Origin of the sequence: Mucilaginibacter polytrichastri (assembly GCF_001911425.1) — a bacterium.
In the GTDB taxonomy this organism is placed as follows: Bacteria; Bacteroidota; Bacteroidia; order Sphingobacteriales; family Sphingobacteriaceae; genus Mucilaginibacter; species Mucilaginibacter polytrichastri.
The window spans coordinates 4,155,325-4,178,850 of sequence record NZ_MPPL01000001.1 but is presented as its reverse complement, the minus strand read 5'-3'; the positions used below and the strand labels follow the sequence as shown (position 1 = coordinate 4,178,850).

At 41.0% G+C, this 23,526-nt stretch carries 21 protein-coding genes; 8 read left to right on the top strand and 13 right to left on the bottom strand.

Going from position 1 to position 23,526, the window contains the following annotated elements:
- The first annotated feature begins 404 nt into the window (after nucleotides 1-404).
- On the top strand, nucleotides 405-1,400 hold the full coding sequence (locus RG47T_RS17905) for a glycoside hydrolase family 43 protein (protein WP_074490835.1): 996 nt from the start codon (nucleotides 405-407) through the stop codon (nucleotides 1,398-1,400).
- A 14-nt stretch (nucleotides 1,401-1,414) separates the two neighbouring features.
- Here the strand turns inward: RG47T_RS17905 and RG47T_RS17900 are convergent, their stop codons facing one another.
- From RG47T_RS17900 to RG47T_RS17870, 7 genes are all read right to left on the bottom strand, one after another.
- Nucleotides 1,415-1,810, bottom strand: coding sequence for an acyl-CoA thioesterase (locus tag RG47T_RS17900; RefSeq protein WP_074490834.1), 396 nt, complete (start codon nucleotides 1,808-1,810; stop codon nucleotides 1,415-1,417).
- 145 nt (nucleotides 1,811-1,955) lie between these two features.
- Nucleotides 1,956-5,285 (bottom strand): TonB-dependent receptor, encoded by a 3,330-nt coding sequence (locus RG47T_RS17895; protein WP_074490833.1) that lies wholly within the window; start codon nucleotides 5,283-5,285, stop codon nucleotides 1,956-1,958.
- 366 nt (nucleotides 5,286-5,651) lie between these two features.
- Nucleotides 5,652-6,125, bottom strand: a complete 474-nt coding sequence (locus tag RG47T_RS17890; RefSeq protein ID WP_083627453.1) for a VOC family protein — start codon at nucleotides 6,123-6,125, stop codon at nucleotides 5,652-5,654.
- A 179-nt stretch (nucleotides 6,126-6,304) separates the two neighbouring features.
- Complete coding sequence (locus RG47T_RS17885; protein WP_171972558.1) at nucleotides 6,305-7,057, bottom strand: SDR family NAD(P)-dependent oxidoreductase; 753 nt, start codon at nucleotides 7,055-7,057, stop codon at nucleotides 6,305-6,307.
- A gap of 28 nt (nucleotides 7,058-7,085) precedes the next feature.
- A complete protein-coding gene (locus RG47T_RS17880; RefSeq protein ID WP_074490832.1) occupies nucleotides 7,086-7,841 on the bottom strand; it encodes an SDR family NAD(P)-dependent oxidoreductase in 756 nt (251 codons plus the stop codon).
- A 118-nt stretch (nucleotides 7,842-7,959) separates the two neighbouring features.
- A complete protein-coding gene (locus RG47T_RS17875; RefSeq protein ID WP_074490831.1) occupies nucleotides 7,960-8,781 on the bottom strand; it encodes a helix-turn-helix domain-containing protein in 822 nt (273 codons plus the stop codon).
- A gap of 78 nt (nucleotides 8,782-8,859) precedes the next feature.
- The gene (locus RG47T_RS17870) at nucleotides 8,860-9,675 is read right to left on the bottom strand and encodes an adenylate/guanylate cyclase domain-containing protein (protein ID WP_074490830.1); all 816 of its coding nucleotides are present in this window, start codon (nucleotides 9,673-9,675) and stop codon (nucleotides 8,860-8,862) included.
- Nucleotides 9,676-9,883: 208 nt separating this feature from the next.
- Between RG47T_RS17870 and RG47T_RS17865 the strand changes: the two genes are divergently transcribed.
- Both RG47T_RS17865 and RG47T_RS17860 read left to right on the top strand, forming a co-directional pair.
- Nucleotides 9,884-11,410 (top strand): M20/M25/M40 family metallo-hydrolase, encoded by a 1,527-nt coding sequence (locus RG47T_RS17865; protein WP_074490829.1) that lies wholly within the window; start codon nucleotides 9,884-9,886, stop codon nucleotides 11,408-11,410.
- Between the two features lie 36 nt (nucleotides 11,411-11,446).
- Nucleotides 11,447-12,364, top strand: a complete 918-nt coding sequence (locus RG47T_RS17860) for a bestrophin family protein (protein WP_074490828.1) — start codon at nucleotides 11,447-11,449, stop codon at nucleotides 12,362-12,364.
- Here the strand turns inward: RG47T_RS17860 and RG47T_RS17855 are convergent.
- Entirely contained in the window at nucleotides 12,361-12,702 is a 342-nt protein-coding gene (locus RG47T_RS17855; RefSeq protein WP_245770847.1) for a hypothetical protein, read from the bottom strand. The genes RG47T_RS17860 and RG47T_RS17855 overlap by 4 nt on opposite strands.
- A gap of 172 nt (nucleotides 12,703-12,874) precedes the next feature.
- On the opposite strand from RG47T_RS17855, the gene RG47T_RS17850 reads away from it, so the two are divergent.
- From RG47T_RS17850 to RG47T_RS17840, 3 genes are all read left to right on the top strand, one after another.
- Nucleotides 12,875-13,435, top strand: coding sequence for a hypothetical protein (locus RG47T_RS17850; protein ID WP_074490826.1), 561 nt, complete (start codon nucleotides 12,875-12,877; stop codon nucleotides 13,433-13,435).
- Nucleotides 13,436-13,645: 210 nt separating this feature from the next.
- A complete protein-coding gene (locus RG47T_RS17845; RefSeq protein WP_074490825.1) occupies nucleotides 13,646-15,880 on the top strand; it encodes a CRTAC1 family protein in 2,235 nt (744 codons plus the stop codon).
- 66 nt (nucleotides 15,881-15,946) lie between these two features.
- On the top strand, nucleotides 15,947-16,324 hold the full coding sequence (locus tag RG47T_RS17840; protein WP_074490824.1) for a hypothetical protein: 378 nt from the start codon (nucleotides 15,947-15,949) through the stop codon (nucleotides 16,322-16,324).
- Between the two features lie 73 nt (nucleotides 16,325-16,397).
- Here RG47T_RS17840 and RG47T_RS17835 read toward each other — a convergent pair whose 3' ends face one another.
- Together RG47T_RS17835 and RG47T_RS17830 are read right to left on the bottom strand one after the other, a co-directional pair.
- Complete coding sequence (locus RG47T_RS17835; protein ID WP_074490823.1) at nucleotides 16,398-16,946, bottom strand: lipocalin family protein; 549 nt, start codon at nucleotides 16,944-16,946, stop codon at nucleotides 16,398-16,400.
- Nucleotides 16,947-17,130: 184 nt separating this feature from the next.
- Complete coding sequence (locus RG47T_RS17830) at nucleotides 17,131-17,916, bottom strand: SH3 domain-containing protein (RefSeq protein WP_074490822.1); 786 nt, start codon at nucleotides 17,914-17,916, stop codon at nucleotides 17,131-17,133.
- 199 nt (nucleotides 17,917-18,115) lie between these two features.
- Between RG47T_RS17830 and RG47T_RS17825 the strand changes: the two genes are divergently transcribed.
- Complete coding sequence (locus tag RG47T_RS17825; protein ID WP_074490821.1) at nucleotides 18,116-19,891, top strand: ATP-binding protein; 1,776 nt, start codon at nucleotides 18,116-18,118, stop codon at nucleotides 19,889-19,891.
- A gap of 20 nt (nucleotides 19,892-19,911) precedes the next feature.
- On the opposite strand, the gene RG47T_RS17820 is transcribed toward RG47T_RS17825, so the two are convergent.
- Nucleotides 19,912-21,033, bottom strand: coding sequence for an FAD-dependent oxidoreductase (locus tag RG47T_RS17820; protein WP_074490820.1), 1,122 nt, complete (start codon nucleotides 21,031-21,033; stop codon nucleotides 19,912-19,914).
- Between the two features lie 110 nt (nucleotides 21,034-21,143).
- Between RG47T_RS17820 and RG47T_RS17815 the strand changes: the two genes are divergently transcribed.
- Nucleotides 21,144-22,088: a helix-turn-helix domain-containing protein gene (locus tag RG47T_RS17815; protein ID WP_245770848.1), complete on the top strand. Its 945-nt coding sequence runs from the start codon at nucleotides 21,144-21,146 to the stop codon at nucleotides 22,086-22,088.
- Between the two features lie 118 nt (nucleotides 22,089-22,206).
- Here RG47T_RS17815 and RG47T_RS26155 read toward each other — a convergent pair whose 3' ends face one another.
- Together RG47T_RS26155 and tsaD are read right to left on the bottom strand one after the other, a co-directional pair.
- Nucleotides 22,207-22,377: a hypothetical protein gene (locus tag RG47T_RS26155; RefSeq protein WP_171972557.1), complete on the bottom strand. Its 171-nt coding sequence runs from the start codon at nucleotides 22,375-22,377 to the stop codon at nucleotides 22,207-22,209.
- 105 nt (nucleotides 22,378-22,482) lie between these two features.
- On the bottom strand, nucleotides 22,483-23,484 hold the full coding sequence (gene tsaD / locus RG47T_RS17810; RefSeq protein ID WP_074490818.1) for a tRNA (adenosine(37)-N6)-threonylcarbamoyltransferase complex transferase subunit TsaD: 1,002 nt from the start codon (nucleotides 23,482-23,484) through the stop codon (nucleotides 22,483-22,485).
- Nucleotides 23,485-23,526 lie beyond the last annotated feature (42 nt).

Below are 23,526 nucleotides of genomic sequence, written 5' to 3'. Positions count from 1 at the left end.
TTCCCATTCCGAACAGAGAAGTCAAGCCCGCCAGAGCCGATGGTACTGCAGTAAAATGTGGAAGAGTAGGTCGGCGCCAAACCTTATCAGGGTATAAAGCCTTTGTCTAACCGGCAAAGGCTTTCCTGTTTTATACAGCTTTTTTTATTATATAGCACACCGCTTCCTGTTAAACCCGATAGCAGCGGATACCGGCCCGTGGCTAAGGCCTGTGGAGTATGAGCGCATAGCGGGGCTGCATATCGCCATTATCACTACTGTACATTTACGGATTTCAATACATTGTTATCTTAAACCTATATAATGGATAATGCTAAATTATTCAGGATGCTATTTGCCAATAACAATACAATCTTTTTTACTTCCTATTTAATCTGCTATTTTTACTATTCATCTATCAATATATGAAAAGAATAGTACTTGCCGTTTTAATATTATGCGGAGCAGTAAACTTACATGCGCAGCAACAGCCTATACCAAATAAAGTAAGCACGAATACCTCGGGCAATCCTATATTCCCGGGCTGGTATGCAGATCCGGATGCGGCTATTTTTGGGGACACGTATTGGGTTTATCCAACCTATTCTGCGAAATATAATAAACAGGTGTTTCTTGACGCTTTCTCGTCTAAGGATCTGGTGCACTGGAATAAACATCATGCTGTATTAGATACAGCTAGTATTAAATGGGCGCATAAGGCCATATGGGCACCGGCTATTGTGCAGAAGGATAAAAAATATTATCTGTTTTTTGGTGCCAACGATATGCATCAGGGCGAGGAAGGAGGTATTGGCGTAGCGGTTGCCAATAACCCGGCTGGGCCGTACATAGATCACATTGGCAAAGCGCTTATTGATACTGTAGTTAATGGAGCGCAACCGATAGATCAGTTTGTGTTTAAGGATAAGGACGGCAAATATTATATTTTATATGGCGGCTGGGGCCATGCTAACATTGCCAGGTTGAAGGATGATTTTAAGGGCTTGGCCAAGCTGCCCGACGGCAATATATTTAAGGAAATAACCCCGGAAGGATTTGTGGAAGGGATCTATATGATTCTTAAGGATAACAAATACTACCTGATGTGGTCTGAAGGTGGTTGGACCGGGCCCGATTATTCTGTTGCTTATGCCATTGCCGATTCCCCTTTCGGACCGTTTAAACGGATTGGAAAAATCTTACAACAGGATATGGCTGTTGCTAGAGGCGCAGGCCATCACTCCTTATTACATAATGCCAAAACAGATACCTGGTATATTGTATACCACCGCAGGCCGCTTACTGAAATCGACGGTAACCATAGGGTGGTTTGTATAGACAGGCTATATTTTGATAAAAACGGGCTAATTAAACCTGTAAAAATTACAACCGAAGGTGTGGCTGCTCAAAGGGTAAAATAAATAGTATAAAGCGCTTAAATTACTTTAACCGGGTTCTTGTGTTCGTCTACTGCCACAAAGGTAAAAGTGCCTGTAATAGCCTTATCACGCACGTCTGAATACATTTCTTCAATAAATATTTCTACCAAAACCTTCAGGCTGGTATTACCTATTTTACTGATACTGCCAACCAGTTCTATGATGGTGCCGGCAGGTATGGGTTTGTTAAAATCAATCCGGTCTGACGATACAGTTACCATCCTTTTACGAGAAAAACGAGTGGCAGTAATAAAGGCAACTTCGTCCATTAAAAGCATTGCGGTGCCACCAAACAACGTATCGTAATGGTTGGTGGTATTTGGGAATACGGCTTTGAATATCCTTGTTTCTGATAGTTGAATTCGCTCTTCAATATTTTTCTCTAAGTGCATGGTGCAAGATTACGTGTTTTGTGATTGTTAAAAGTAATGGGGCTGCAATTATTATGCATTTGTGATGCACAGGCGTAGATTATCAACATAAAAAAACGCCCCGGTAATTTACCGGGACGTTTTTATTTATACTAGGCAGGATATATTAATTAAAGATATATCTGATACCAAGTTGTGCTTGCCAGCGTGATAAAATGCTGGTGTCGTTTTTGTAAGATTGGGTAATAGGAATTTGATTAGCAGCATCTAAGAACGGTACAGTGTATTGCGCACGGCCAGTTGCAGCATCGATACCAGTATAACGTAATACTGGAACAGTGCCACTTGCTAAACCATTAATAGCTGATACCTTATAAGTACCCCAGCTACGGTTAAGGAAGTTACCAAGGTTAATCATATCTAATGTAAGACGGATGGTATTTCTGGTTTTGCCTGCTTTAACAAAGAAATCCTGGGTGATGTTTAAATCTGCACGTTTGAAGTAAGGCATGATAGCCCCATTTCTTTCTGCAAATTGGCCTCTGTGGGTATTTAAGTACTTATCCTGGCTGATAAATGCGTTTAATTGATTCCATATTTGGGTAGCACTCCGAGTGTCGGTTGCACCATTAGGAACTAATAAAATATCGCTTTGAGCTCTTGGGATATACATTAAATCATTAGCAGCACCATCATTGTTGGGGTCATTTGCTGTAATGTAAGATACCGCACCATTGTTAGCAGCTTCGAAAGTTAAACCAACTGAAGTTGCATAGTTTTTACCATACTCTTTACGATAAGCTACAGTAGCAATAATACGGCTTGGCTGAACATAAGAGCTATTGGTAAGTTGTGTGCCATTTGGATTACCATCCATTGCACGGGTGCTCCAAATAGTACCTGCTGTAGAACCACCGTCATTTACATCTTTTGAAGTGGTGTGCGTGTAAGCTATATTAGTATAAAAGCCGCTTGAAAAGCTTTTTTGTAATTGGCCGGTCACGAAGTATGAATAACCTTTGTTAGTGTTAGTCATGTAGTACATACCGGTAATTGCCGGATTAACAGCAGTTGGAGCAGTTGGAAGATAGGCATTTTTAGATGTGTAACGAACCTGTCCTTCAACACCCGGTAAAGTAGCGTAACTATCAGATAATACTAAATTCTGGTGATAAATGGCATTGATATCCTTGCTGTAAGATGCTTCAATGGTACCAATGATACCCCATGGTAATTTTTGGTCAACAGCTAAGTTTGTTCTGATGATCTTAGGGTATTTCAGGTTCGGGTCTGCAGCATCTAATTCGTAAGATGTATTGGCTGCAACAGCACCAGTAGGGCGGTTTGCATTGACGTTTGGATTGTAAATTAACCTTGTATCGTTTGGAGTAGCTGCTTTAGTAACAGTGTATGAACCAAATAATAAACCATTGTTAGATGCCTGGTTAGAAATCCATACAAATGGAACTGTACCGGCAAACAAACCGCTACCACCGCGGATTTGGGTTGACTGATCGCCGTTTACATCCCAGTTAAAGCCTACACGAGGAGATAACTGGATACGGTTTTTAGGCAATTTAGATACATCAACGTGGATACCTTGCTGGAAAGTAATGTTTGCTGCATTTGCGTTAGGAGATAATGAAGTAGGATATACATCATAATCTGCACGCAAACCATAAGTTAAACGGAAGTTATCAGTAATATGCCATTTATCTTGTGCATATAAACTAAAGATCGAAGCTTTGATTTTTGCATAAGGGAAATCATTACCAACTGCAGAGTAACGGGTAGTGTAAGCCGCTGCCGGTAAACCGTTAATAAAATCAGAAGCAGAGTTATACGTATATAAACCATTGTAATCAGGAGCAAAGCCGTTTACATAGCTTTGTATCTGGTTGCTGGTACCGATAGTGATTTCATGTTTACCTGCAAAGATGCTGTAATCATCAGCAAACTGCCAGATGTTGGTACTTAATAAGTTACCAGCAGTGTATAGCTCGTAACCAAAGCTGGTTGCTGTAGCATTAGCTGCAGTTATAACTGCACCTGTAACTGTACTAGTACCGTTGCCAATATCAACCATTGGTACATTTGAACTACCTAAAGAGGCACGATAATCACGTAAAGCAGAATAGCCAACCGTTAATTTGTTTGACATGTTGTTGCTTACGCGTGTAGCTAACTCAACAATACCGATATTAAAGTTGTTGTTGATACGGTATCCTGAACCAAAGAAAGGAAGGCTATTTACGCCCGGAGCACGTGTTGTACCAAAGCCAACACCATTATTGGTGATACCTGAATTACTTGCGTTAACATCTCTGTATGATTTTAAGTAAAAATATTTAGCACTTAAAACGTTATTTTTGTCGATGTTCCAATCCAGTTTAGCGGTTAATTTGTCGCTATAGGTATTGTAGTTATAGTTTTCGTATGGTCCCGGATCGTAGCCATATTTAGTTTTAAGTGTGTTAGAGATCGCATCAAGCGTTGCTGCTTGTACTTGTGATACGTTTGCACCGCTAACACCTGGCCTGGTTGCCAGGTATGCACCGCTCGAAATTGGCTCTGCTTTACGTTCTTGCTCGCCAGAAACAAATATGAATAATTTGTTTTTAATAATTGGTGCACCAATGCTCACACCTGTTGTGCGGTAAGTAAAATGAGTTTCTGGTAAACGGGTTGCATCAACTTTATAACCGGTTAAACCCGGGCCACGCACGTAATCATAAACTGTTCCTTTTACCTGGTTAGTACCAGATTTTACTACGGTATTAACACCCGCGCCGGTAAAGTTACCTTGCCTAACATCATAAGGTGCAATATCAACCTGTATCTGGTCAATCGCATCTAATGAAATTGGCTGTGAATTGGTTTGGCCACCTAAAGTACCTGATAAACCAAAAGAGTTGTTAAATAAAGCACCATCAACAGTAATATTGTTGAATAAGTTACTACGACCACCAAAACTGTTTGAATACGTACCATTGCTGCTTGCAGAGGGGGTAAGTTTGGTGAAATCACTTAACGAACGGTTAATGGTTGGTAACGCTTCGATTTGCTGGCGATTAATGGTCTCTCTTGCGCCTGTGCGTGATGAGTTGATCACTTTACCGGCAGTACCCGAAATGGTTACTTCCTTAAGCGTGGTGTTGTTTTCTTCAAGTTTGGCATTCATCCTTTGATCCTGGCCGATTGACAGGGTGATGTTTTCCTGAATAAATGGTTTAAAACCTATAAAAGACACTTTAAAAGTGTAAGGACCACCTACTCTTAAGTTAGGCAAGTTGAAACGACCATCGCCACGGCTAACGGTTGAATAAACTGAACCTGTGGGTAAGTGGGTAATAATAACTGTAGCGCCGGGGATGGCACCTTTACTGTCGGTAACGATACCGTTAACGCTGGCAGTAGTTACACCCTGTGCATTAGCCTTATTATTTAATAAGACTACGCCGAGTAATAAAGAAAAAATAAGTAAAATTTTTCGCATACTTTGTTGATTAGACGTTTAATTAATTATCTATCTGCAAAGTTAAGATTATTATAATACTAAATCTTTAAGGTAGTGTTAAGTATTTTTGATTTTTGTTAACATTTACTTAACAATGAATTTATTTTAGTGAATAAATGTCTAAAACTGTGGAAAAGTCAAAAATAAAGTGAGAATAATTGCCATTTACTGCAAATAGTATCGCATTATATTATTTAATAACTACTATTTTGATAGATTAATGAATTTTATTAAAATATATAATTTTATTTGCACGATTATATGATAAACGCAAAAAGACCCTGATGAGGGCCTTTTGCGTTTAAGGAGTTAAGCAAGTCTTTTATCTTATGGCAATGCAACTGATTATTTAACAGCAGGGCTGTTAATTTCTATCCAATAACCGTCAGGATCTTGAAAATAGAGTTGCAGGACACCGTCGGCACGCAGGGTGGGTTGCTCGCTGTCGCCTTTCCAATTACTGTAAGGGATGTTTAGTTTTTTAAGGTCTTTGGCAAACGTTGCCACAGAGGCAACTGTAAAGCAAAGATGATCTGATTTTTGGTGCGATACCGTGCAGTTACCCTGTATGGCATGCATTTTTATGTTGTTACCTATATTATACCACTGGTGTACGGTATCGGCAAATGGGTTATCTGTTTTTTGCAGATGCATTACCTGGGTGTAAAAGGCTGTGCTTTTTTTAAGGTCTTTTACACAAATGGCAATATGATCTACCGTTGCTGTGGTTTGTGCCCATGTTATGGATGGCAAAGCCAGCGCAAGTATTATAACAGCAAATTTGATGTGGTTACTAATAGGGTTCGATAAAGAGCTCATTAATTGGTTTTTTTATGAACTCCAATATAAGGTGTTATTGCAGGAAAGCCATTGTGTTATGTGTTCTTTTTTATTGGTTATGTTATCCACAATAAAAAAATCCCCCGACTATAAAGTACGAGGGATCATCAAATTGAAACGTGAAAATTTTTTTACGACGGCGTACGCCACATTTTTTATTAACGGGCTAAGTAACCACCATCAATATTATAGTAAGAACCGGTTACAAATGATGCCTTATCAGAACTTAACCAAAGTACCAGTTCTGCCACTTCATCAGATTCGCCTAAACGACCTATCGGGTGCAGCGCAATCAGTGCGTTTCTTGCTGCTTCGTCCATGGCTTTTTCAATGAGCGGGGTTTTAATAAAACCTGGGCCAACGGCATTAACGCGAATACCTTGTGCTGCATATTCAATGGCGGCAGTTTCTGTAAGGCCAATTACGCCATGCTTTGCAGCTACATACGCTGCCGAATTAGCAAAGCCTACTTTACCCAGTATAGAAGCCATGTTAACAATATTGCCACCGCCCGATTTAAGGATGGCTGGTAACTGGTAGCGCATACCATAAAATACACCACTCAGGTTTACTTTAATTACTTTCTCCCAGCCATCAAGCGGGTATTCGCCGGTTGGGGCAGCCGGGCCACCTATACCTGCGTTGTTGCAGGCAATATGCAAGGCACCGTATTTTGCAACGGTTTGTTGTACCAGGTACTCATTGTCTTCGGGTTTGCTGGTATCGGCCATTATAAAGAAGGCTTCGCCACCGGCGGCTATAATTTCGACTACAGTTTCTTTACCACCTTTTTCAACAATATCACTTACGATTACTTTGGCGCCTTCGGCAGCATATTTAAGTGCAACGTGTTTACCAATGCCAGAACCGGCTCCGGTTACAAGGGCAACTCTATCTTTTAAAATTGACATGACTTTGTATTTAAATGTATGTATAAAATTATTGTGCGGTATAACCACCATCAACGGCTATGGTAATGCCGGTAATAAATTTGGCATCGTCGCTAGCCAGGAATGCTACCGTGGCTGCAATATCTGCTGCTTCGGGAATGCCGGGTATCGGGTTCATTGTTTCCATGTGTTGTTTCATAGCTGCAGGATCTTCTGCCGAATCTATAAAATGCTGAACCAGCGGAGTTAGTACCGTAGTGGGGGCCACAGCGTTTACGCGGATATGGTATTTACCATATTCAACAGCGGTTGACCGGGTTAAATTAATAAGGGCAGCCTTGGTAGCTGTATAAGGCGGGATGTTTGCAAATCCTACCATACCCACTATCGATACCGTATTAATAATAGTACCCCCGGTATTTTGCTTAACAAATTGAGTAAGCGCATATTTTAAACCGTAAAAGGCCCCGTTAAGATTAATATCTATCACCTTGTGCCAGTTTTCCAGGGTGCTTTCATGGGTGGGGGCCTGCGCGCCGTCTATACCGGCATTGTTTACAAAAATATCGAGCTTGCCGGCCTTTTCTACCGTATATGCCACGGCAGCCTCTACCGATGCGGCATCGGTAACATTGGTTTTAATAAAGTAACCTTTAAGTTTTTCGGCTAATTCTTTTCCTGCATCTTCATTTAAATCAGCTATTACAACTGTTGCGCCTTCTTCGGTAAGCCTTTCTGCAATTGCTTTACCTAATCCGGATGCACCGCCTGTAATCAATGCTGTTTTTTTAGTTAATCCTCTCATGGCTTTTATTAATTGTGTTATGCTATAATAACGCCCGGAAACAGAAAATGAGTTAAATAATCGATCTCACAATTGTCGCCTGTATTAGCACTATTTGGAAATGGAAGGCAGGTAGGGGTTAGAGATTTTCCTGGCGGAAACGTTCGGGCGTGTAGCCGGTTTGCTTTTTAAAAAATCGGCTGAAATAAGATTGCCCTTTAAAGCCAAGCTCTATGGCTATTTCTTTAAGGGACTTGGTACTGTGGCTAATCTCGCGCTTAGCTTCTATCAGTGTATAATTGTAAATAAGCTGGCTTACAGACAGGGCCAGTTTTTCTTTCACTATTTGGTTGATGCGTTTTGCAGTAAGGCCTATTTTATCGGCATAAAATTCTACCAATTTTTGAGTTTTATAATGTGTGCTGATCAATTCAAATAGTTTACGTAAACGCTCGTCATGATAGGCAGAGCGGCCTGCAGAATTATGGCTTAGCCTGTATAAATGTAACAGCAGTGCATTGGTATAAATATGCAGTAAGCGGGCATCGTTGCTGGTGTTGTTTTCCAGCAGGATAAGATTGAATAAATTAGAGAGGGGTTCCACCATCTCATCCGGAATGGCAATGCCTTCGTTACTGAAGGGTGCGAAGATAAAGCGCAGATCGTCATCTTCAATACTATCAAAGAAAGCCTTGGAAAGCATAATAACCCGCGACTTTGGCCGCTTGCCCGGCAGGGCATGAACCTGGTTGCGGGCCAGCAGGTATACCAGGTTCTTTTTTACAGGATAAGGGTTAAAATCAATATAATGCAAGCCCTCATCGGAACCAAACCATACGATTGCAAAAAAATCAATACGATGACTTACACTGAAATCGCCCAGGTTAATACCCTCAGTATAGGAGGCATAAAAATCTTTGTCGGCCAGGCGGTGTACAGGTATTTCTTTTGTTTTTTTCAATGTGGGTGGCTGTATGTACAATAGGCGGATATACAAATATACAAAGCCGGGGCATGTTTGGTTGAGGTAAGGATAACATTATCCGGCCATTGCGATATAGTAATCAAAGTCATCGGGTAAATTAGGCTTGTTGATCACCTCTTGTCCATAAGGAGATCCCAGTAAACGTACTGCCATAGGTCCCGAAACACCTTTAAGATGAACCATCTTTTGCTCGTGCTGGCAATCCGGCTTGTCCAGTAAGCGGTAAGCTTCTTCAGACATTACAAAATTATTGTTCAGTTCTTTGGTTTCAGACTGCAGGCGTGAGGCTATGTTTACCGGCAGGCCCATCACCGTCATATGCTCATTGTATTCCAGGTCGTACTGGCCAACAATCACATTGCCTTTGTGCAGGCCAACGCCAATTTCGAAATTGAGGTTAAAGTAAGGCTGCGCGTAGGTAGCATTAAAAACTTCCAGATCATGAAATATAGCTGAAGATGCATTTGTTGATGCTTTAACTGCATTACTGATGTCGGTATCTAAACCAAAAACAGCATAAATGCTATCGCCGGCTGTTTCAACAATACGGCCGCCTGCTTCTTTAATAGAGTCGCTGAATAAAACAAATAATTTACGGATCACGTAAATTACGTCATAAGCCGAGCGGGCTTCCATAAAGGCAGTAAAGTTGCGGATATCCAGAAACAATAAAGCCAGTTCTTTTTCATCACCTAATGATGCTGTGAGTGGAAGTGTTTCATTGGTCAGCGTATCTTTACAACGGATGCTATTATCGGGCATGCGGATGCATGGAGCATTATTATTAATAGGCGACCTTTTACCAGGAATAGAATGGGCAAAGCGAGCCAGCGTATTCATGTTTTTATAGGTTTGGGTACAAATTTTCATTTTTTTCTATTTTCTTAAACAAAGGTAAACTCAGTTGACTATTTATGCTTACGAAATTCAAACAATACGTATCTTTTTTGGGCGCTTAATACGGTTATAGCATTAGGATGACTTTATCGGTAAACTGTGATGACAATTGGAGCGGTAATGTGCCTCTCGTCAATATTAAAGGATTTGATTATATTACAGAACCCTAAAAAACGATGCAATGAAATTCAATGCTTACTTATTATCTGTGGCTTTATTATTTGGTGCTAATGTGCTATCGGCACAAAGCAATATTCAAAAAATTACCGCATTTCGTAAAGCCAATGAGCAGGATATTATTAAAGAATACCTCAAACTGGTAGCCATACCCGATGAAACTAATGACTCGGCTAATGTTTTACTTAATGCAGGCTATATTAAAGAAATGCTGGTTAAACGGGGTATAAGTAATGCAGAACTGCTGACTTCACCCAGTGCTAACCCGGTTGTGTATGGCGATGTTAAAGTGCCCGGTGCCACCAAAACAATAATTTTTTATGCCCACTACGATGGGCAGCCGGTTAACCCCAAACAATGGTCGCCGGGGTTAAAGCCCTTCGAGCCTGTTTTTATTACCGCACCTATTGAGCAGGGCGGCCACATCATTGACTATAAACCTAGCGATGCCATAGACCCGGCCTGGCGTTTAAGCGGCCGTGCCAGTGCCGATGATAAAGCCGGTGTAATGTGCATCGTAAACGCTTATGATGCCCTGGTAAAAAGCAAGCTGAAACCAACCTATAATATTAAGTTCTTTTTTGAGGGTGAGGAGGAAAGAGGATCTACCCACTTGGCAGATTTTTTAGCGAAATACAAAAGCAAGCTGGCATCAGACCTGTGGATTATATGCGATGGACCACGGCATGTATCCGGGAAAAAGATGGTATCATTTGGTGTAAGGGGCGACATTAATATGGCGTTAACCATTTATGGGCCTAAACGCCCGCTGCATAGTGGCAACTATGGTAATTGGGCACCCAACCCGGGCTTAATGATGGCGCAGCTGCTGGCCGGTATGAAAGATGATAACGGCCATGTAACTATTAAAGGCTTTTATGATGATGTAACCCCGCTAAGCGCACGCGAAAAGGAAGCCATTAGCAAAATACCGGCTGTTGAACCTGCCCTCAAAAAAGATTTGGGCGTAGCCGAACCAGAAGGTGGTGTACGCCCGCTGATAGAAGCGATTATGCTGCCAACCTTAAATATTAACGGCATGGCCAGCGGTAATGTAGGTGCACTTGCAGCCAATGTAATACCAACCAAAGCCGAGGCTATGTTGGATCTGCGCTTGGTTTTAGGTAATGATGTAGAACGGCAGGTAAAAAAAGTAACCGATTATATTAAAGCAAAGGGCTACTACATAACAGATAAAGACCCTACTGATGAAGAGCGTACAAAATATGGTAAAATTATAAAGATTAGCCATGATGCAGGTTACAATGCCCAGCGCACACCGATGGATCTGCCCATTGCACAATCTGTAATTACGGCTATCCAGTCAACGGTAGCATATCCGCTAATACTTACGCCAAGTTCTGGCGGTAGCTTGCCTTTGTTTGTGTTTGAAAAAGCATTGGGTGCCAAAGTAATTACCATACCTATGGTAAATTATGATAGTAATCAGCATGCCGAAAACGAGAATGTTAAGATAAGCTACCTGTGGGAAGGGATAGAAACTATAGCTGCCTTAATGCAAATGAAGTAAGCCTGATTAAATAAATAATGGTGATTTTTGTACCGTATGATACAGCGGAAAAACGAGAATTGGTTCAGGATGCTTTTTGTGTGGGAAGGGTCTGTACTGCACAAAGTATTGCCCAGGCTTATCCTGTTGCTTGTTTTTTCTATTAGCATTGTTTATTTTAAAGGTAAGCTGTTTGATTTTAAAATACCTTTAAATCCGGCGCCGTTTACGCTGTTTGGTATTGCGCTTGCCCTTTTTCTGGGGTTCAGGAATACCGCCAGTTACGACCGCTTTTGGGAAGCCCGCAAAATATGGGGCGCTTTGCTTAATGATTCGCGCTCGTTAGCACGGCAGGCATTAACCATAAGCGGGTACCCGCGGGATAGTAAAGAGACTGCAATATTTATCAATTACCTCATTGCTTTTACATATGCGCTTAAACACCAGTTAAGGCATACAGACGCAATGGCAGACCTGGAACAAAGATTGGAGCCATCATTGGCGGGGCAATTGCAGCTTGTGAAATATAAGCCCGTAATGCTGATAACGGAAATGGGCCTTTGGGTACAGCAAGCGAAAGAGACAGGTAAGATAGATACCATATTACAGGCCGCTTTTGATAATAATCTCAATAAACTATCAGACATAGTGGGTGGTTGCGAACGTATTGCATCTACGCCAATACCATATTCATACCATGTATTACTACACCGTACCGTTTATATTTATTGCTTTTTACTACCCTTTGGTTTTGTTGACAGCTTAGGCTGGATGATGCCTGTTGTAGTAACCTTTATCGCTTATACCTTTGTAGCCCTGGAGGCTATTGCCGACGAGATTGAAGAACCATTTGGTACCGAGCCTAATGACATGGCACTAAACGCAATGTGCAAAATGATAGAAAATACCTTACTGGAGATGGCCGGCAAACCCATTGCCAATGAAGATTCTGTAAAGGGCTATGTGCTTGATTAATCTAACCCCGGTGCCAGTAATTCGGGGTCTATGGCGCCATCGTTAGCCTTGGTTATCTTACTGAGGTTGTAGTATGTTGCCCCATTCTTATTAATTCCTTTAATAAGGCCTTTCTCATACAGGATGTGTAATACCGATGCCGCTTTGGTTTTAAAGTGCTCTGCATTTATGGATGAATCATGTTTGGAAATTTCCATCGCGACTTCGTCCGGCGTGCCTTCTTCCAGTTGCGCCAAGGCATAAATAATTTTATCCTCGTCGCTGTCATCCGGCATATAATGTGCAGGGATGTGCAATGGCTTAAATTCTTCGCGAAAATCCTGATCAGATACACTCATGATGATATAAAGCATTTGGGGCAAAAATGTTTTATATGATTATTATTTTGTCAGGATAAATAAGGGAAGAAAAATATTTTTAATATTATATAATTTAAACTATGTTTACATATATAATAAGGCTGCTATCAACTTGATAGCTAAGCATTAGCACCAGTTATAAAACTTAATATTGAAAAAGTTAATTGCAATTACACTGCTTAGTGTGCATCTGCTAAATATTGGCGGGCAATTGGCTATATATCAATATTTGCTTTTTAAGAGTAATATTTTTTACAATGAGCAGGTTAACAAAAATCGCTACAATATTAAAGATGTAACCGAAATTAGCATCCCTGTAAACTTACCCCACATAACAGATTGGGTACAATATGAAAGTATAGCTGGCCAAATTCAGTTTAATAATGTAAGCTACAATTATGTAAAAATGCGGATGACCAGGCATGCCATGTATTTAATATGTGTGCCTAACTATGCAACAACCCACTTGTCGGGCGATAATATCATTGACGCCAGGCAAACCAAACAGGTGCCGCCGGTTTCTAAAAAAGAGCATGTGCCTTCGGGGAAGATGCTTTTAATTGCTGCCTGCAACCATCACGTGCATCAATACAGCGTTGCGCTAACTACTATCGTATTTAAAAGATCAATACACGGCGATTCGCCCGATATAATCAACTGCATGATTGCCGGCCCGGGGCAACCGCCGGATAGCCGGGCCATTTTTTCCTAGCCGGAATTTCCTATTCGGCATCAATTCAACAAACATTTTTTACTTAATCTATTGCCTCAATAACGGTGTTATTGGCAAACTGATGCTGTATTATCGTATACATTCAGTAGCCAAAGTATCGTGATAACGGGTAATGATTTAGCAAACTAAACTTTAATGGCTTAGCGCATCTGCTGCAATTATATGTACAGATGCAGAAATTAATCAATCATGATTATTAAAATTAAATCTACAGCGGTAGTAATACTGTTATCAACCCTGTTTATAGCTTGTCAGCAATCTCCGCATCAGCAAATGATAACCCTGTTGCAGCAACTAAGTAAGCGCAATCATTCGGTATTAAATCCTTTTCACCCCGAAGTAAAAATAGCGTACTATGATTCTTTAATCAATGCCAATCACGGTAATGCCAATATCAGGTTGCTGGCATCTAAAGCATCACTGGGCTTGCAAACCGGGCAGGAGCAGCAATCAGTTAATATGTACGATTCGCTGGTTAAAAAAGTCGATTTTATGTCGATAGAAGATATGATGCCCGATGTTGGCATCGCCTACATGCGCCTCGGCGAACGGAGTAATTGCATGCTTAACCACACAGGTTCGTCGTGCGTGTTTCCGATTAAAAACGAAGGAATACACCGGCTGCAAACAGGTTCGCAAAAGGCAATTGCGACTTACCAGGCCATTTTGCGGGTAAGCTCGCACGATGTAGAATCGAAATGGTTATTAAATATTGCCTACATGACATTGGGCGAATATCCGCAAAGCGTACCTCCCGAATTTTTGATTCCGGGCTTAAATAAAGCAGATGAACACCCGGTAAAACCGTTTACGGATGTAGCGCCCGACCTGGGCGTAGGTATTAACAGTAGAGCTGGGGGTGTTATTGTTGACGATTTTAACAATGACGGCTACATGGATATTGTGACCTCGGGCTGGGATCTGGATGACCCCATGCACTATTTTCAGAATAATAAAGACGGTTCATTTACCGACATGACCAAGCAAAGCGGCCTCACCGGGATAACCGGCGGCCTGAATATTCAGCAAACGGATTATAATAACGACGGCAATATTGACATTTTTGTTTTACGCGGTGCCTGGAATATGGGCGGTTTTGGCAACCAGCCAAGCTCATTACTGCGTAACAATGGCGATGGTACATTTACCGATGTGACCATGCCGAGCGGCCTGTTATTTTTTCACCCGACCCAAACTGCTACCTGGGCCGATTTTAATAACGATGGCTGGCTGGATGTATTTATAGGCACAGAAAATAATAATACAATGGACGCGGGAGGTACCCATGCCTGCATGTTATATCTTAACAACCACAATGGTACCTTTACTAATATTACCGCACAAGCCCATTGCGAAATTACCTCGTTTGTAAAAGGTGTTACCTCTGCCGATTATAATAACGACGGCTGGCCGGATATTTTTATCTCGACCATGGATGGTAGAAAATACCTTTTGAAAAACAAATGCAAGCCGGGTATGACGGCCGATTTTGAAAATGTAACATCGAAATCTGGCATCGACCAAAATAGGGAGAAAACATTTACCACGTTTTTTTATGATTACAACAACGATGGCTGGCCGGATATACTGGTAAGTAATTATCATTTCAACAAAAGTTTAGCCTTTTACGCAGGCGCAGAAGCTATGGGAATACCCATACCGGAAGCCGGGCACGTTTATTTGTACAGAAATAACCACGATGGTACCTTTACCGAGATGAGTAAGGAAACCGGGCTGGATAAAGTTGTTTATAGTATGGGCGGCAATTTTGGCGATATTGATAACGATGGCTACCCCGATATGTACTTCGGGACAGGTTCGCCCGATTTTAAATCGCTGGTGCCTAATAAAATGTTTAGAAATGTTGGCGGCAAACGCTTTGATGATGTAACCACGTCATCGCGCACAGGCAACCTGCAAAAGGGGCATGGTGTGGCTTTTGCCGATTTCAGGAATACAGGAGTGCAGGACATATTTGCTGAAATGGGTGGTGCCTACATTGGCGATGCCTACACAAGCTCGTTATACATGAACCCCGGCCAAAGCAATAATAATTGGATAAGCTTAAAACTTAGAGGTGTAAAAGCAAATGCATCGGCTATTGGCAGCCACATTAAGGTAACCTTTACAGAAAATGGCGTTAAACGCAGCGTTTATAAAGATGTAAACTCGGGCGGCAGCTTTGGCTCGTCGCCATTGCAGCAGGAAATTGGGATTGGCCAGGCCAAAGTAATTGACGAAATTGAAATTAAATGGGCGGGCAGCCGTGCGGTGCAGCATTTTACAAATGTATTACCTAACCAGTTTTTAAAGATTACAGAAGGCGATAGCCGGGTTAAGGTAAATCATTTGGCCAAACTGGTGTTTAAAACTAAACACAACCCCTCGGTTTGTATACCGATGGTGGCCAGTTTAAATAATTGATATTTAATGTATTGTAGTTTATAAAATGTATTCTAAATTAGGGTCAATAAAATCAATTAAAAAAACATGAGAAAAATCCTCTTACTATGCTGTCTCTTAGTTGGGCTAAGCACAGCAGGCTTTAGCCAGGCTAAAAACACTTCAGACCCTGATGTAAAGGCTAAGCAATTGCAAAAGCAATTAAAATTGAATGACGGTCAAACTAAAAAGGTAGCCGCGATATATGAAGAGTCGGCTAAGAAATATGCTAAAATTAAAGCCGATGAGCATGGCGATACCAATAAAATGCTGACAGCTATTAAACCACTGCGTACTACTACTATCACTAAAATTAAAGCAGTACTAACACCCAAACAGTCTGCCGAGTACAACGAATTACTAAAAAGTAAAAAAGGTGAAGATGGGAATGGCTGGGGCGACGGCTGGAGTTCTACAAGCAATTAATTGCTATTGCTATACAAAAAGAGCCATCTGTTAATAACGCATGGCTCTTTTTGTATTAAAAAATAAATATATTTTACTGTTTATCGTGCTTGGTCCAAACGAGGTTATCGGTATCATAGCCTAAATTTCTGGCTTTTTGCAGGTATTGTGTTTTTATCGTGTCGGGGATGGTTTTTTCACGGGATAAAATCCACAGATAATTTAAATTATTGCCTACAACTAAAGCATATTGGTATTTTTTGTCGACGGCTATTACATTGTAGCCTGCATAAAACGGGCCGAAGAATGACACCTTTAACCGTGCATTATCACTATCGCCCACAAATTTTGCTTTACCTACGCTTTCTTTCCATTTGTTTTTAGTGTAATCATAACCTTTATTATCAACCTTAATACTACCGTTATCATTAAGCGAATAATTGGCGGTTACATTATCCAGATTTTTTTCGAATTTGAAATCCAGGCGTGCAATTTCGTACCACTGGCCAAGGTATTTGTCTTTGTCAAAAGGGCGTACTGCCTTAGCACCCTTTGGTATGGTAACGCATGATGTATAGCTTGCCGCTATTGCTGTAGCGCCTGCGCCTAATGCCAGTGCTAAATACCATTTATTTATTTTCATAACTAATAATGGATTGAACTGGATTAACTACTAAAAGGTATTGATTGTTTGATTAGGCTAAGCACTAGCCTGGCTTGGCAACCTAAAGTAAAAAGTTAATCTTTACCCAATCGCTATCTATTGCTATCTGCCCATATTTTACCTTGTTGGCGTGCAATAAATAATCTGCAAATAAGTATAGCTTTTACGGCTTGGCGATGGTCCATTTAGGCACATAGCCTACCTGGTTATTAAAAGCTATTTTATAAAAGCTTTGTTTCTGTGCTAATACCCGCACCTTGGCGTTGCTGGGCAATAAGGTTACCACTGCCGACATATAATCTGCCAGTTGATGCAGGTATACAGAGCCAGCCAAGTTGGGTTTAAGGTAAGCCGTGTAAGAAGAATCGATAGGGGTAACAATAGCAGCCTGTTTAACAACAGGGGCAATAATAGGCGGTGAAGAAATAACAGCGGGGTTAGACTTTACAGATATAGATTTAGCAATTTTAACCTGCGCTGTATCTTTTACAGTTGGTTTGGTAACAACAGGTGGGGCAACCCTGGTATATAGTCTTTTTTTGTAATGCCTGGCCTTGTGCGGTTTAATTTGGGGTATTGCTACTACAGGCACAGCGGCTCTTACAACTTCGGCTGGTTTGGAGGTGTTAAGTAACCTCACCACGTAGAAACCAAAAAGTGTTGTAAATAATATTAATGCACCGGTAAGAGCGATATTAATGGGCCTGGTTTTAAAATTGGCCAGATGCCTTTGATGTGTTTTTTTGAAAGCAGCATCATAGGTACGTCGCCGGTTAGGGTCGCTTAATATTTCGTAAGCTTCGGTGATTTCCCTGAAATGACTTTGTAGGAAATGGTCATTCTCATGGGACGCGGGCCCGAGCTTTTGGGCCAATTTACGGTAGGCCTCATTGATCTCGCCTGCAGTACATCTGCTATCCGTGCCCAAAATATAGTAGAAATCTTTCATCCCTGATTCAACAATAACGTAATGTGTTATTTTGATTGATTTTTTTACTTATAGTTTAATCAGGGTGGGTTTTTTTAACTTCAAATCCATTAAATATCAGAACCGTGTGTTAAAATGTTTGATTTAAGCCTTTAGTTTGTTTTTTTATTCATATTTGGCCAACCAATTGTAGCTACGTATAAATTTGAGCTTATCCTGAATGAAAGAGCAATTGCCTTTTTTTAATTTTTCTTTGAAGAAGGTACTGGCCCTGGAGCCCAATTCTTTAAAAAGGGCCAAGATCCAGATTATCCTTACGGCGCTTGTGTTCACAATTATAAAGGCGCTGGTTATTGTTTTTGTGGCATACAAGTATGGGCAAAACCTGCAAGTATTACGTGCGGGTATTGTAATTAGCATAGCTGTTGTTTTCATTAAAATTCTTTTGTCGCGGCCGGCCAGTATGCCTGTAATTTCGCATATTATACTATTAATTGGGTTGCTTGTAATCTGGTCAAATTTGCTGGTGTTTGTACACCATATCAATATCGTCACCATCCAGATGATTTTTCTGAGTACCCTGGTTAGCTATTACCTTATTGGCGGGTTGCGGGCTGCCTGCTATACCGTACTGGTTATGATGCCGGTACTGTATTGTTTCTTATTTAGTAAAGAAGGGATTGCACCACCCGGTATTGTATCACAAGAACTGGTTTCATCTGGTACAGACCCTATAATTCTGCTCAATTTCCTCACCTTTATAATTACACACTATCTATATTACCGGGCGTTTAAGCAAAATTTGCAAGAAAAAGAGGCCTTAAACATGCAGCTGCAAAAAAACATTGCAGAAGTAAAAGCACTTGCAGAATCCCGGTCTGTATTTTTATCTACCATGTCGCATGAGTTACGCACCCCATTAAATGGTGTAATTGGTATGGCGCATTTGCTTAAGGATGCAGCAGTGGAAGAACAAAAAGATACCTTAAATATTTTAGAGTTTTCGGCCAACAACCTATTGTCGGTTATTAATGACGTGCTGGATTATAATAAAAGCGAACTGGATAAGATAGAATTAGAGTTATTACCTGTTAATCTTACCGCTTTAATGGGCAAAATACATTCGGGCCTTAGCCATAAAGCGGCTGAGAAGGGGCTAGATTTGGTATTATACCTGGATGACCGGCTAAAGAATATGGTGGTACTTACAGACCCAACCAGGCTTACGCAGGTAATTTATAACCTGGCCGGTAATGCAATTAAGTTTACAGAGGAAGGAACGGTAAAGATAAGCCTGCAGGCTAAAAGCATTGAGAATGATAAAATTGATATTCATTTTTCTGTCAGTGATACCGGTATCGGCATTGCGCCAGAACGGCAGGATGCCATTTTTGACCCTTTTACGCAGGCCTCAACTGATACTACCCGCAAATTTGGGGGTACGGGTTTGGGCCTGGCTATTGTAAAGCGACTGCTTAAACTTTTTAACAGTACTATTCATCTGGATAGCGGATCGGAAGTGGGGGCTACCTTTTCTTTTCTGATCAATTTTAAGTTATGCAGTGAAGAAATGCAAACCCGGGAAATACTTCAAGCTACACCCGTTGCTTTGAAAGGGCTTAAACTGCTGATTGTTGAGGATAACCGGATCAATGTATTGCTGCTGGAGAAATTACTTTCTAAATGGGAAGTGGCTACTGGCGTTGCCTGGAACGGGCAGGAGGCGGTAGATAAATTGTTAACAGAAAACTTTGACGGTATTTTAATGGATATCCATATGCCGGTGATGGATGGCTACAATGCTACCAGGGCCATCCGCCTGTTAAGCGACCCTGCTAAAGCTAACATCCCGATCATTGCAATTACGGCATCTGTTTCGCATCAACTATATGCTAAAATTACCACAGCAGGCATGCAGGATTATATCCATAAGCCTTTCCAGCCAGATCAACTCTGCGAAAAGTTGAATCAGATTTTAAAACCTGTTCATTTATAGGATAGCTAGCACTGCGTAGCTTAATTACTAAACCTTTTTGCGAAAGAAAATTTGGGATGCTGCATCGCTGTTTCGTTGGTGCTTGTTTCCTGTTGTGCTTCTTTTGCATAAGCTAACATCTGCTGCTCATAATTGCTGATTGCAGCTGCTATGGTTTTAAATTTTCCGTTAGTGAGGTTACCAGATAAAATTAACGCATCAACCAGCCCGGTATTAGCACCCTGGCCAGCAAAAGGAGGCATTAAATGTGCGGCATCCCCAATAAGGGTTACAGGCAAAGGGCGATCATTTTTCCAGGGTTTATCCAGCGGTAGCTTTCTCGTCGGTAATCCCCAGAAGGAGGATGTTGCCAGGAGTAATTGTTTATAACGAGCATCCCAATGAGAGAACATGGTTGAAAGCAATGTACGGATGTTCTCCTTGTTCTGAAAGTCTAACCCGTTTTCAACAACCCACGCTTCGGGCGATTTGAAAATAATATTATAGGTTAATGCGCCCTTATTGTTGGGATTGGCAACCAGTAAATTGCCTTGGTATGCGCTCATGAGTATATTATTGTTGCATAGCCGGTAAAACTCCGGGCACTTTATTGCCGGTTCAAACACTTCGCCCTGTATAATAAAGGTACCGGTATCTGCTACTTTTGCATCGGTAACATAATTTCTTACATTAGACATCCCGCCATTGGCACCGATAATAAGATCTGCGGTTGCGTCGGGTTTGTTTTCAAAATGTATCAGCCATTTTCTATTGTGCTCTTCAAGCCCTGTAAATTTGCTGTCCCAGGCAACGGTATCGCTTGTTAAGCTGGCAAGCAATATTTTTCTTAAATCGTTTCTGTTTATTTCGGGGTTGTCATGTTGGAGGTTTACAGAGTACAGTACTGTGCATTGCTCGTCAGTTATGGTTCTCCCCATTGGTATTGCCAGCGCATAGTAATTATCCAGCAGGCCTGCCTTTTTCATGGCTTCCTGCCCTGAATCTTTATGGAGGTCAAGCGTGCCGCCCCAAATTCTTGCTTGCGGGTTTTTGTCTCTTTCGTAAACGGTTACATCTACGCCTTTTTGCTGTAATAACCTGGCCATTGTAAGGCCTGCCGGCCCTGCACCAATAATGGCTATCTTTTTATTTCTGAGTAACATGTTTTTTGCCTCGTTTATTTACAATGCAAAAATGTTGAGTATATTGGAGATAAAATAACCGCCTTAGGTACAAAAATAGCTATAAAAGACTTTTAATAAAAAGAGAAAAATTGCAAACAGAACCGAATATCCTAAAAAAGCTTGCGCATTTATTATGGACAGATGTAAAGAACCGGAGACTGGAAATCCCCGAAAAGTTTGGCAAGGGGTATTGCACTGGTTATGTTTTTAATGAGCACATCCGGATGATGATCTTTAATTATGAACTGAGAGAGAACATAGTTATTGAAAACCCGGACGCCGGTGTTGCTGCGAGGACAATTCTTTTTAAGTTTCAAAATATTATCCCGCAAACAGATCTATTACCAGCAGGAAAGCCATTAAAAATAACTCCATCAGTTTTAATTGCTACCAGTAGCATAAATGCCGACGTGGTTATCATCCATACCAATACGGCTACTATTAATATAGAAGTGGATGCCGATTATTTAAACGGCTTATTTACCTCGGCAGACAAATCGCCGGTTTTACAAAGCCTGTTGCAGAATACGCGGCCCTTACTGTTTGAACAAATGATGTATCCTGCTTTACAGAAAATTTTGGATGAAATTATGTCTGATTTGGTTGATGAAAATTTCAAGTTGTTTTTTCTGCGGGTAAAGGCAGAAGAATTGATTTGCAGGCTATTAATGGAATTGGAAAAGCGGGATGAGAAACAACTGTACGCCTTAAACATCCGGGATATACAAACCATTTACAAGGTAAAAGAGCAAATGCTGGGGCATCTGGCAAAGCCGCCGGTTATTAAAGAATTAGCCATTGATGCCGGTATGAGCCCATCCAAACTGAAACGTTTGTTCAGGCAAATTTTTGGCAACAGTATTTTCAATTACTACCAGGAGTTCAGGATGAAAGAAGCCGCCCTATTGTTGAAAGACGAAAAGCTATCTGTTTCTGATGTAGGTTACAGGCTGGGCTTTACTAACTTAAGCCATTTTTCGAAAGTTTTTGCGGCACATACCGGGATGAAGCCCAAACAATATAGCCGGTCTTAAAAATTAAAAAGGGTTTGCCGGTCCTTTTTAATTCACGGTTTTGATGTGGTAATAAGGGATGACGATTTAAAAGCTGGTATTGTTGTCGTAAAATAAAAGATGTAACTTATTCATACATTTATTTTCCGCCGGTTTTAACGTACATATATACTACGGCTACAACAATGGTTATAATCACCACCACCAGGCCAGTTACGCCTTTCTTTTTATCCTGGCGCATTAGCCAAATTAAAAAAGCAAAAAGAGGCACTGCAAAAACCAGCCAGAATATTAAAGAGGGTCCGTTCATTTTTTAGTTTTGAATGATTGATTCACTAATCGATGTCAAAAGTAATGATAATTACCAACTGAGTAAATTATTCACTAACTCAAAACGCACTCATTAAAAACTGTACTAAAAAGGCATCCTCGCTAGCGGCGCTACCTGCTGACCAATAAATTCACCTTTTAAAAATTTATAATGGCCTGCAATGGCAATCATGGCGGCATTATCTGTGCAGTACTCAAACGCCGGGATAAAGCTTTTCCAGTTATGCTTATCGGCCAGTTGCTGTATCCCTAAACGTAAACCCGTATTGGCAGATACGCCGCCTGCCAGCGCAATGGTTTTAACATCGTAGGCTTTGGCCGCTTTTTCCAGCTTGTTTAATAGTATGGTAACCACCCGTTTTTCTACCGAAGCACAAATATCTGCCATATTCTGCGCTACAAAATCGGGGTTCTTGGCCTGATTATCGCGGATAAAATACATGATCGAAGTTTTTAACCCGCTAAAACTAAAATCAAAATCCGGGATATTGGGTTCCGGAAACTTAAAGGCGTCGGGGTTACCTAAACGGGCATATTTATCAATGAGCGGGCCACCGGGGTAAGGCAGGCCGAGCACTTTACTGGTCTTATCAAGCGCTTCGCCGGCAGCATCATCCTGGGTTTGGCCAACAATTTCCATGTCGAAATAATCCTTCACCAAAACTATTTGTGTGTGTCCGCCAGAAACAGTCAAACATAAGAAGGGGAATTGGGGTTTATCTATACCAATGAAATGGGCAAGGATATGGGCCTGCATGTGGTTAATGTCGATAAGTGGAACGTTTTGAGCAAGGGCAAATGCCTTTGCAAAAGATACCCCTACCAACAATGAACCTAAAAGACCTGGTCCGCGCGTAAAAGCTACTGCATCAATGTCATTTTTGCTTACTTTTGCGTTTATTATAGCTTGTTGTACAGCAGGAATAATATTTTGTTGATGAACCCGCGAAGCAAGCTCTGGCACTACGCCCCCGTAAGCTTCGTGTATGGTTTGGTTGGCAATAATATTGCTTAGCATGATACCGTCTGCACAAATAGCGGCAGAGGTTTCATCGCAAGAAGATTCGATTCCTAGTATTACAGGCACAGCAGTGTTTTAAAAAGCAAAGTTATTAAAAAAGTACTCAAA

Excerpts from the sequence above, each read along its gene's own strand:
- RG47T_RS17905 (WP_074490835.1), top strand. The coding sequence starts at position 405 with ATGAAAAGAATAGTACTTGCCGTTTTAATATTATGCGGAGCAGTAAAC.
- RG47T_RS17900 (WP_074490834.1), bottom strand. The coding sequence starts at position 1,810 with ATGCACTTAGAGAAAAATATTGAAGAGCGAATTCAACTATCAGAAACA.
- RG47T_RS17895 (WP_074490833.1), bottom strand. The coding sequence starts at position 5,285 with ATGCGAAAAATTTTACTTATTTTTTCTTTATTACTCGGCGTAGTCTTA.
- RG47T_RS17890 (WP_083627453.1), bottom strand. The coding sequence starts at position 6,125 with ATGAGCTCTTTATCGAACCCTATTAGTAACCACATCAAATTTGCTGTT.
- RG47T_RS17885 (WP_171972558.1), bottom strand. The coding sequence starts at position 7,057 with ATGTCAATTTTAAAAGATAGAGTTGCCCTTGTAACCGGAGCCGGTTCT.
- RG47T_RS17880 (WP_074490832.1), bottom strand. The coding sequence starts at position 7,841 with ATGAGAGGATTAACTAAAAAAACAGCATTGATTACAGGCGGTGCATCC.
- RG47T_RS17870 (WP_074490830.1), bottom strand. The coding sequence starts at position 9,675 with ATGAAAATTTGTACCCAAACCTATAAAAACATGAATACGCTGGCTCGC.
- RG47T_RS17865 (WP_074490829.1), top strand. The coding sequence starts at position 9,884 with ATGAAATTCAATGCTTACTTATTATCTGTGGCTTTATTATTTGGTGCT.
- RG47T_RS17860 (WP_074490828.1), top strand. The coding sequence starts at position 11,447 with ATGATACAGCGGAAAAACGAGAATTGGTTCAGGATGCTTTTTGTGTGG.
- RG47T_RS17855 (WP_245770847.1), bottom strand. The coding sequence starts at position 12,702 with ATGAGTGTATCTGATCAGGATTTTCGCGAAGAATTTAAGCCATTGCAC.
- RG47T_RS17845 (WP_074490825.1), top strand. The coding sequence starts at position 13,646 with ATGATTATTAAAATTAAATCTACAGCGGTAGTAATACTGTTATCAACC.
- RG47T_RS17840 (WP_074490824.1), top strand. The coding sequence starts at position 15,947 with ATGAGAAAAATCCTCTTACTATGCTGTCTCTTAGTTGGGCTAAGCACA.
- RG47T_RS17835 (WP_074490823.1), bottom strand. The coding sequence starts at position 16,946 with ATGAAAATAAATAAATGGTATTTAGCACTGGCATTAGGCGCAGGCGCT.
- RG47T_RS17830 (WP_074490822.1), bottom strand. The coding sequence starts at position 17,916 with ATGAAAGATTTCTACTATATTTTGGGCACGGATAGCAGATGTACTGCA.
- RG47T_RS17825 (WP_074490821.1), top strand. The coding sequence starts at position 18,116 with ATGAAAGAGCAATTGCCTTTTTTTAATTTTTCTTTGAAGAAGGTACTG.
- RG47T_RS17820 (WP_074490820.1), bottom strand. The coding sequence starts at position 21,033 with ATGTTACTCAGAAATAAAAAGATAGCCATTATTGGTGCAGGGCCGGCA.
- RG47T_RS26155 (WP_171972557.1), bottom strand. The coding sequence starts at position 22,377 with ATGAACGGACCCTCTTTAATATTCTGGCTGGTTTTTGCAGTGCCTCTT.